Below are 8,278 nucleotides of genomic sequence, written 5' to 3' on the forward strand. Positions count from 1 at the left end.
ACCATCTCGGCGGCGTTCGAGGTCGGAGGGGCACTCACCGGCATCCGTGACGCCGACCTCGGCTCCGACGCGCGCGTGCTGCTCGAGTTCGCCCGCGCGGGCGAGGCGCTGGCCCAGGAGGACGCGGTGCTGGCGAGTGCCCGCCTGGACGGCACCCTGACGGGGGAGCGGCTCCGGCTCTTCACCGGCTCCGTCGATCTGCGCCGCACGCTCACCGGGTCGGCCGTCGCGGACCTGAGCGGCACCGAACGCTCCGCATGGGACGTCCTCGCCGCAGGCAGCGCCTACACCGGCCTCGGCGACGTCGAGGACGGCGTACTGGCCCGCGGGCCGGGCGCGAAGGCGGTCGAAGCGGCACCCGAGAGCACCTGGAACACGCCGTACGCGCGTGTGCAGAACGGCATGCGCACCATCGAGGACGACGCGGCACGCGGAGTCGCGGAGCGGGCCGACCCGTTCACCCGGGGACTGCTCACCCCGGCCGGCGCCGCCGTCCTGCTCGGTCTCGCCGCCGTCGCCGCCTCGCTCGTCATCTCCGTCCGCATCGGACGCGGCCTCGTGGTGGAGTTGGTCAGCCTGCGCAACAGCGCCCTGGAGATCGCCCGCCGCAAACTCCCCGACGCCATGCGGAAACTGCGCGCCGGCGAAGAGATCGACATCCGCGCCGAGGCCCCACCGGGAGTGCCCGCCGAGGACGAGACCGGGCAGGTCGCCGAGGCCCTCACCACCGTGCACCGCGCCGCGTTGCGGGCCGCCGTGGAACGCGCCGAACTCGCCAGCGGCATCTCCGGCGTCTTCGTCAACCTCGCCCGCCGCAGCCAGATTCTCGTCCACCGCCAGCTGGCCCTCCTGGACAGCATGGAACGCCGCTCCGACGACCCGAACGAGCTGAGCGACCTCTTCCGCCTCGACCATCTCACCACCCGCATGCGGCGCCACGCCGAGAGCCTGATCATCCTCTCCGGGGCGGCCCCCGGCCGGGCCTGGCGCATGCCGGTCTCCCTGACGAACGTGGTCCGCGCGGCCGTCTCCGAAGTGGAGGACTACGCGCGCGTGGAGGTACGGCAACTCCCCGAGGCAGCCGTCGTCGGCGCGGCCGTCGCCGACCTCACGCACCTGCTGGCCGAGATCATCGAGAACGCCGCCCAGTTCTCCCCGCCCCACACGCGCGTGCGCGTCACCGGCGAACCCGTCGGCAACGGCTACGCCGTCGAGGTCGAGGACCGCGGTCTCGGCATGGGCAAGGAGACCCTCGCCGAGGCCAACCGCCGCATCGCCCAGTCGGAGGCGCTCGACCTGTTCGACAGCGACAGACTCGGCCTCTTCGTGGTCAGCAGGCTCGCCGCCCGGCACGACGTCAAGGTCCACCTGCGGACGTCCCCGTACGGCGGCACCACCGCGGTCGTCCTGCTGCCCACCGCCCTGCTCCACACCGGGGTGGCCGAACGATCCCCGGAGGCGGCGGAACCCGCGCGGCAGCCGGAGGAACCCGCCTACGCGCGCGTGCCCGACGACACCCTCCTCCAGGACGCGGTCCCGGCCCAGGCCGACCGGCGAGCCCTCGTGGCACCCGTGCCGGCCGCCGCGGAGACCGAGTCCTTGCGCCACTCGGAGACCTCGCGTCTCGCGGACAGTCCGCGTCACCTGGAGACCCCGAGCCAGACCCCACCCCCAGGAGTCGCCACCTTGCGACTGCACCGCCCACCGCAGCAGCCCGACTCCGACGACCTCCCACGCCGCGTGCGGCAGGCCAGCCTCGCTCCCCAACTGCGCGAAAGGCGCCCCGAGGAGCAGGCGACGGCCGCCGCCCCCGGGGACGACGAGCGGACCCCCGAACTCGTCCGGGACCGCATGGCCGCCTACCGCGACGGCTGGGCACGAGGCGGCGGCAGGGGACCCGGCCGCGGTGCCACTTTCGGCCCCGCGACCGGCAGCGACAGCAGCGAAGGAGACCCCGCATGATCCAGGACCCGAGCACCCAGTCCGCCCCGCGCTCCGGCGAACTCGACTGGCTGCTGGACGATCTGGTGCTCCGCGTGAGCGACATCCGGCACGCCGTGGTGCTGTCCAACGACGGCCTCGCCGTGGGGGCCTCGACCGGACTGCGCCGCGAGGACGCCGAGCACCTCGCCGCGGTCGCCTCGGGCTTCAACAGCCTCGCCAAGGGCGCGGGCCGGCACTTCGGCGCCGGCGGGGTCCGCCAGACCATGGTGGAGATGGACGAGGGCTTCCTCTTCGTGGCCGCCGCGGGCGACGGCTCCTGCCTCGCCCTCCTCACCGCCGCCACCGCCGACATCGGCCTCGTGGCCTACGAGATGGCACGCCTGGTCAAACGCGTAGGCGAGCATCTCGGCACGGCACCCCGGGTGGCCGCGCAGCCACCTGCCGCCGGATGAACCGGGAGAACGGTCCGCGCAGATGACCGAGGACATGACGGACACCCCGCACGCGCAGGGCAGCCAGTGGTACGACACCGAGGCCGGCCCGCTCGTCCGCCCCTATGCCATGACGGGCGGACGCACCCGGCCCGGCCCCACCGGCGTACGGTTCGATCTGATCGCCCTGGTCACGCTGGACCCGGGCGCCCCCGGCGTGGACGACGCCCCGCTCGGCCCGGAGCACCGCAACCTCCTCGACCTGTGCCGGCCGGAGACCCAGTCGGTCGCCGAACTCGCCGCCGGTGCGGACCTGCCCGTCGGCGTGGTCAGGGTCCTCCTCGGCGACCTGCTGGAACTCGGCTGCGTCACCGTCAGCCGCCCCGTACCACCGGCGCAACTGCCCGACGAACGCATCCTGCGCGAGGTGATCGAGGGCCTGAGAGCGCTGTAGCCCGCCGCCCGCCGGCTCAACACCCAGCGGCAGGCAGCGACTCGGTCCCACACCCACCCACGCCCGACACCCGGCACTCCTGAGAGAAGTGATCAATGGTCTCCGAGCACTCCGACGCCCCGGGCGGCGACACCGCCGCACTGGCGCTGAAGATCCTGGTCGCCGGCGGATTCGGCGTGGGCAAGACCACCCTGGTGGGCGCCGTCAGCGAGATCCGGCCGCTGCGCACCGAGGAACTCCTCAGTGAAGCAGGCCAGTCGGTGGACGACACCGACGGCGTGGACCACAAGACCACCACGACCGTCGCCATGGACTTCGGACGCATCACCATCCGCTCCGGCCTGTCCCTGTACCTGTTCGGCACGCCGGGCCAGGACCGGTTCTGGTTCCTGTGGGACGAGTTGTCGCAGGGGGCGCTCGGCGCGGTCGTCCTCGCGGACACCCGCCGCCTGGAGGACTGCTTCCCCGCGGTCGACTACTTCGAGCACCGGCGCATCCCGTTCGTCGTGGCCGTCAACTGCTTCGCGGGCGCCCGGCGGCACGGCGCCCCGGACGTCTCGCGCGCCCTCGACCTCGACAAGGGCACGCCCGTGGTGCTGTGCGACGCCCGTGACCGCGACTCGGGGAAGGAAGTGCTGATCCGTCTCGTCGAGTACGCCGGGCGGATGCACACCGCCCGGCTGCTCGACTCGGTCGGCTGACCGGGTGCAGGTGCCCTGCGGTCAGTTCGCGACGTCACGCTCCGCCAGCACCCTGTCGACCGTGACACGGACGAGGAGTTCGCCGGGGACGCCGTTGCGCGCGCCGAACTCCTCGGCGCGCTCCTCGCCCATGTACCGGGCGCCGATCCGGGTGGCCCAGTGCCGCACCTCGTCCAGGTCCTCCGAGACACGGGCGCGCCCCTGCAGCACCACGAAGGAGTACGGCGGCCGGTCGTCGTCCACGCACAGGGCGATCCGGCCGTCCCGGACGATGTTGCGCCCTTTCACGGTTTCCTTGCCGGTGTTGAACACCACCTCGTCGCCGTCCAGCAGGAACCAGATCGGAGCCACGTGCGGGCTCCCGTCGGCCCGGACCGTGGAGAGCTTTGCGGTGCGGGTGCCACGGGAGACGAACTCCCGCCATTGCGCGTCGGTCATCTTCTCTGTCATGGCTCCCATCCTCCTTGCCCCGGCCGCGGTCGTGGGGAAGGCTGAGATGGAGATCCTCCGGCCAGGAGGATAATCGCACGGGGAGAAAACGGGGAGAACGGAAGATGGTGCAGAACCAGGGACTCGACTGGCTGTTGGACGACCTGACCGATCGCGTCCACGAAGTGCGGCACGCACTCGTCCTGTCCAACGACGGACTGGTGACCGGCGCGAGCACCGGACTGCGCCGCGAGGACGCGGAGCATCTCGCGGCCGTGTCGTCCGGGCTGCACAGCCTTGCCAAGGGCTCGGGACGGCACTTCGGGGCGGGCAGCGTACGCCAGACGATGATCGAGTTCGACGACGCGGTGCTCTTCGTCACCGCGGCCGGAACGGGAAGTTGTCTGTGCGTCCTCAGCGGCGCGGAGGCAGATATAGGCCAGATCGCCTACGAGATGACACTGCTGGTCAACCGGGTCGGCGAGCACCTCGACGTGGATGCGCGCCAGCCGGAACCAAAACCGATCACGGACCTCTGACCTGCACGTTCGTCACCCCCACGGAGTTATCCACAGGCTCGCCACGAGAACCGTCGCAGCGGCTACGGTTTTTTCACGGCGACCGCACACGGCGTGAGCCGCCGACTCCACGGGGGAGACCGACCATGTCGCACACCGGCACGACGTCCGACCGCCTTACCTGCGCCCCGAGCCGGGCCGCCCGCGAACTGGGCCTCAAGCGGGGCGAGTTCGATCTCGCTGTGAAACTGGGGCTCATCCGAACCGTGCCCGACGAAGGAGGCGGGGGCCCTCGCGTGGCCCTGGCGGAGATCGACCACCTGCGTTCCGGAAGGCGGCTTCCCGGACGTCCTGCGAGGCCGCGTCGCGACCGTCGGCACCACCGAAGGCGCCAAGCTCATGAAGGTGGCACCCACCAGGTTCACGAGCCTCGCGCGCTATGGCCTGCTGATCCCGGTGAAGTTCTACCTCAACCGCTACCGCGCGGTCGTCTGGCTGTATCTGGCCGAGGAACTGCGGCAGTTCGCTGCCGAGGGGAGCCACGCCCGGCTGCTGACCGCCCGCCGCACTCCCTCGGAGATCCGCGCCGGGCTGAAAGCCGGAATGGACCGGCGGCCCCGCAACTGGCGGGGGCGGCACGTCGGATTCCTGGTGCGTCAGGCGGGGGACGACCCCTGGGCGCGCGCGGCGGCGGTCGCCTGCCTCCTCGACCCCGCAGACGTGGCGGAGGTCGTGCGGGACCCCCGCGAGCGCACCCGCCTGGCCCGCTGCCGCCCCCGGCTCCCGGCGCACGGCGCCCCCGGTTCACCCGGCGCCGAGCTGGCCGAGACGTTGATGACGGCGAGCGAGCCGGACGAAGTGGCCTGGTTCCGCGCGGATCTGGCCCACACGATGGACGCGGCCCGACGGCACCACCGCGTGGCGGACGCACTCTGCCCGGCACCGCCGGCTGGACCGGATCCGCTCTCGCTACTTCCGGCACCCCCGGCAGCCCCAGATCCGCTCGTGCCACTCCCGGTAGGCCCACATCTGCTCGTGCCACTCTCCCGGCACCCCCGGCAGGATCAGGTCCGCTCGCGCCACCCCCGGCTCCGGCGGCAGAGCGGCCCGCGGCCTCGGAACCCACCCCTCCCCACGGCCTGCTGAACTGGCTCCGCCGCAGGCGTCTGCGGCCGGCCGGATGACCCCGGTCGTATCGCATCACCGCCGGCCGGCCCGCTGACCGATGAGTTTCCGGATGCGCCCGGGCCCGACCCTGAGGAGACTGGTCTGGGGAGGCGATCATGTTCGGTACGACGAAGGCGTTCAGCGGCTTCTCCGTGAACGACATCGATGCGGCGAAGGCGTTCTACGCCGACACGCTGGGGCTCCGGGTGTCGGAGGAGAACGGGATGCTGATCCTGCACATCGCGGGCGACCGGGACACCCTGGTCTACCCCAAGCCGGACCACACCCCGGCGACGTTCACCGTCCTCAACTTCCCGGTCGACGACATCGAGGCCGCGGTCGGCGAGCCGGCGAGGAAAGGGGTGCGTTTCGAGCGCTACGACCACCTCAAGACGGACGACAAGGGCATCTTCCGCGGCGGCGGCCCGCTGATCGCCTGGTTCACCGACCCCGCGGGGCACGTGCTGTCCGTCCTCCAGGAAACCTGACCCGACGGTCGTGCCCGAACTCCCCGACGTCGAGGGCTTTCGGCAGGTGCTCGAGTCCTGCGCGAAGGGACGCGTCATCCGGCGCGTCGACGTGCGGGACACGGGCGTCCTGCACGGCGTCGACGCCAGGCGGCTGCGGGACGCGCTGGAGGGGCGGCGGTTCGGCACGCCGGAGCGGCACGGAAAGTGGCTGCTCGCCCGCACCGGCGGCCCCACCCTCGTCCTGCACTTCGGCATGACCGGGCGCCTGGTCTGCGGGCATGCCGAGGACCCGGTCGAAGCGTATGACCGCGTCCTGTTCACCCTGGGCGGCGGCCGCCAGCTGCGCTTCCGTGACCAGCGCAAACTGCAGGGTCTCTGGCTGGCACACGACGAGTCCGACGTCGAGGCGCTGCTGCGGCGGCAGGGACCCGACGCCATGGCGGTGGGCCGTGCGGAGTTCGAGGAGGTGCTGTCGTCGCGCCGGGGGCATCTCAAGACAGCCCTCACCGACCAGTCCGTTCTCGCCGGCCTCGGCAATCTGCTCGCCGACGAGATCCTGTGGCGGGCCCGGCTGCGTCCCGACCGCGGGGCGCGCGACCTGACCCGGGAGGACCGCCGCCGGCTGTACGACGAAATGCGACGCACGTTGCGCTCGTCCGTCACCGCCGGCTGCGTACCGCCGCGTGACTCCTGGCTCACCGGCCACCGGGACGACCGGGACCCGAGGTGTCCGCGGTGCGACACCGGGCTGCGCAGGGCGCGGATGGGCGGGCGGGGCACGGTGTGGTGCCCGCAGTGCCAGTCTGACGTATGACCGGGGCAGTGCAGGGCAGGGCAGGGCACCATACGGCAGGGCTGGTCGGCCGGCCGGACCGGCAGGCCCTGAGCCGTCGTCGCAGCGGCGGCAGCGGGTCAGCGGCGTACCGGCGGTTCAGTCGTCGGGCGTCAGAACGGCCGGTGTCCCGGCCAGGATGCCGCCGTCGACGACGAACTCACAGCCCGTCGAGAAGGTCGCGTCGGTGACGACGAAGAGCACCCTGCGGGCGACCTCCTCGGGCTCCCCGAACCGGGGGATGGGCTGCCCGGCCGTGTAGGCGTCGCCGAACCCGGCCGTCATCGGGGTGCCTCCGGCCCCGCCGGTGACGATCGCCACCCGCTCGCTGAGGCCTCCCCTCATGGACCTCCTTCGCTCAGGGTGCCGCCGCGGTCTCGCGCTCCTCGCCCGGGGCCACCAGCGACTGCGTGAACGGAATCCGGGCCAGCGCGAACACCCCCGCAGCGATCAGCGCGACGCCGAACAGCTGCGGCAACAGCCACCACCCGGAGCGGATGGTCTCCTCGTACAGGGTGATGCCGAGCGCGAAGCTCACCAGGGCGTCGCCGAGAGTGAGCGCGGGCTGCGAGGCGACCAGCGGACCGGCCTGCATGGCGTTCTCCAGCAGGAACAGCGCGCACACGCCCGTGGCGGCGAAGGCATAGGTCTGCCAGGCGGTGAGGAAGCCCACGAGGCCCTGCTCGTCGAGGATGTGCATGGCGGCCTTCATCAGCGCCGCGGTCACCGCGTAGCTGATCGCCGTCGCGGCGCCCAGGCAGGCCGCCCGGGCCCTGCCCTCCGGGCGTCGGAGGGCGGCGACGGCGAGGGCGACGACCGCCCCCGCGCACACGGCGAGCGCGGGAATCCAGCGGTCCAGCGCCACATGGGTGCGGTTGCCGGCGGGGGCGGCGGCGGCGAGCGCGACCGCGAGACCGGCCACCACCACCGTGACGGCCAGCCAGCCCGTGCCCGGCAGATGCCGGTGCATCAGCAGCGACGCGACGATGAGGGTGAGCGGCAGCTCCAGCACGAACAGCGGCTGCACGATCGTCAGCGGGCCGGTAGCCAGCGCCAGCGCCTGGCAGACGGCGGCGCCGATCACCGCGAGGATCCCGGCCAGCCACACGGGCCGGCGCAGCAGATCGGCGATCAGTCCGGCCCGCAATCCTTGGGAGGCGGGCACGGTGAGCGCCGCCTTGCGTTGCAGCACGGTCGCGACGGCATTGCTGAAGGCGGCGCAGATCGCGAACACGACGGGGAGCACGGTGTGCAGCGTGCTCACCTCCCGGATCGGCGGGCGTGTGACGTCGGCGGTGCCTGCTCCTGCCATGGGGCCTCGCCCAGTGGTAC

10 protein-coding genes and 1 pseudogene are annotated in these 8,278 nt (G+C 72.5%); 8 read left to right on the forward strand and 3 right to left on the reverse strand.

The window, feature by feature from the left end:
- The 4 genes from ABZ281_RS26950 to ABZ281_RS26965 form a co-directional block, all read left to right on the forward strand.
- The coding region (locus ABZ281_RS26950) for a nitrate- and nitrite sensing domain-containing protein (protein WP_356659487.1) at positions 1–1,962 on the forward strand (1,962 nt) is incomplete at its 5' end.
- Positions 1,959–2,396 (forward strand): roadblock/LC7 domain-containing protein, encoded by a 438-nt coding sequence (locus tag ABZ281_RS26955; RefSeq protein ID WP_356659489.1) that lies wholly within the window; start codon positions 1,959–1,961, stop codon positions 2,394–2,396. The genes ABZ281_RS26950 and ABZ281_RS26955, both read left to right, overlap by 4 nt.
- Before the next feature lie 22 nt (positions 2,397–2,418).
- A complete protein-coding gene (locus ABZ281_RS26960; protein WP_356659491.1) occupies positions 2,419–2,829 on the forward strand; it encodes a DUF742 domain-containing protein in 411 nt (136 codons plus the stop codon).
- A 95-nt stretch (positions 2,830–2,924) separates the two neighbouring features.
- Positions 2,925–3,530: an ATP/GTP-binding protein gene (locus ABZ281_RS26965; protein WP_356659493.1), complete on the forward strand. Its 606-nt coding sequence runs from the start codon at positions 2,925–2,927 to the stop codon at positions 3,528–3,530.
- Between the two features lie 21 nt (positions 3,531–3,551).
- On the opposite strand, the gene ABZ281_RS26970 is transcribed toward ABZ281_RS26965, so the two are convergent.
- Positions 3,552–3,980, reverse strand: a complete 429-nt coding sequence (locus ABZ281_RS26970) for a PPOX class F420-dependent oxidoreductase (protein ID WP_356659495.1) — start codon at positions 3,978–3,980, stop codon at positions 3,552–3,554.
- 104 nt (positions 3,981–4,084) lie between these two features.
- Between ABZ281_RS26970 and ABZ281_RS26975 the strand changes: the two genes are divergently transcribed.
- From ABZ281_RS26975 to ABZ281_RS26990, 4 genes and pseudogenes are all read left to right on the forward strand, one after another.
- Positions 4,085–4,498 carry a roadblock/LC7 domain-containing protein gene (locus ABZ281_RS26975; protein WP_356659497.1) on the forward strand — a complete coding sequence of 138 codons (414 nt, stop codon included), beginning with the start codon at positions 4,085–4,087 and terminating at the stop codon, positions 4,496–4,498.
- Between the two features lie 125 nt (positions 4,499–4,623).
- Positions 4,624–5,623 (forward strand): annotated as a pseudogene (locus tag ABZ281_RS26980) (DUF6397 family protein).
- Between the two features lie 137 nt (positions 5,624–5,760).
- The gene (locus ABZ281_RS26985) at positions 5,761–6,132 is read left to right on the forward strand and encodes a VOC family protein (RefSeq protein ID WP_356659499.1); all 372 of its coding nucleotides are present in this window, start codon (positions 5,761–5,763) and stop codon (positions 6,130–6,132) included.
- Between the two features lie 10 nt (positions 6,133–6,142).
- Positions 6,143–6,928 carry a DNA-formamidopyrimidine glycosylase family protein gene (locus tag ABZ281_RS26990; RefSeq protein WP_356659501.1) on the forward strand — a complete coding sequence of 262 codons (786 nt, stop codon included), beginning with the start codon at positions 6,143–6,145 and terminating at the stop codon, positions 6,926–6,928.
- A gap of 117 nt (positions 6,929–7,045) precedes the next feature.
- Here ABZ281_RS26990 and ABZ281_RS26995 read toward each other — a convergent pair whose 3' ends face one another.
- Together ABZ281_RS26995 and ABZ281_RS27000 are read right to left on the reverse strand one after the other, a co-directional pair.
- The gene (locus ABZ281_RS26995; protein WP_356659503.1) at positions 7,046–7,291 is read right to left on the reverse strand and encodes an SDR family oxidoreductase; all 246 of its coding nucleotides are present in this window, start codon (positions 7,289–7,291) and stop codon (positions 7,046–7,048) included.
- A 13-nt stretch (positions 7,292–7,304) separates the two neighbouring features.
- Positions 7,305–8,201: a DMT family transporter gene (locus tag ABZ281_RS27000; protein ID WP_356659505.1), complete on the reverse strand. Its 897-nt coding sequence runs from the start codon at positions 8,199–8,201 to the stop codon at positions 7,305–7,307.
- Positions 8,202–8,278 lie beyond the last annotated feature (77 nt).

The organism is Streptomyces sp. NPDC006265 (genome assembly GCF_040613555.1).
Lineage (GTDB): Bacteria > Actinomycetota > Actinomycetes > Streptomycetales > Streptomycetaceae > Streptomyces.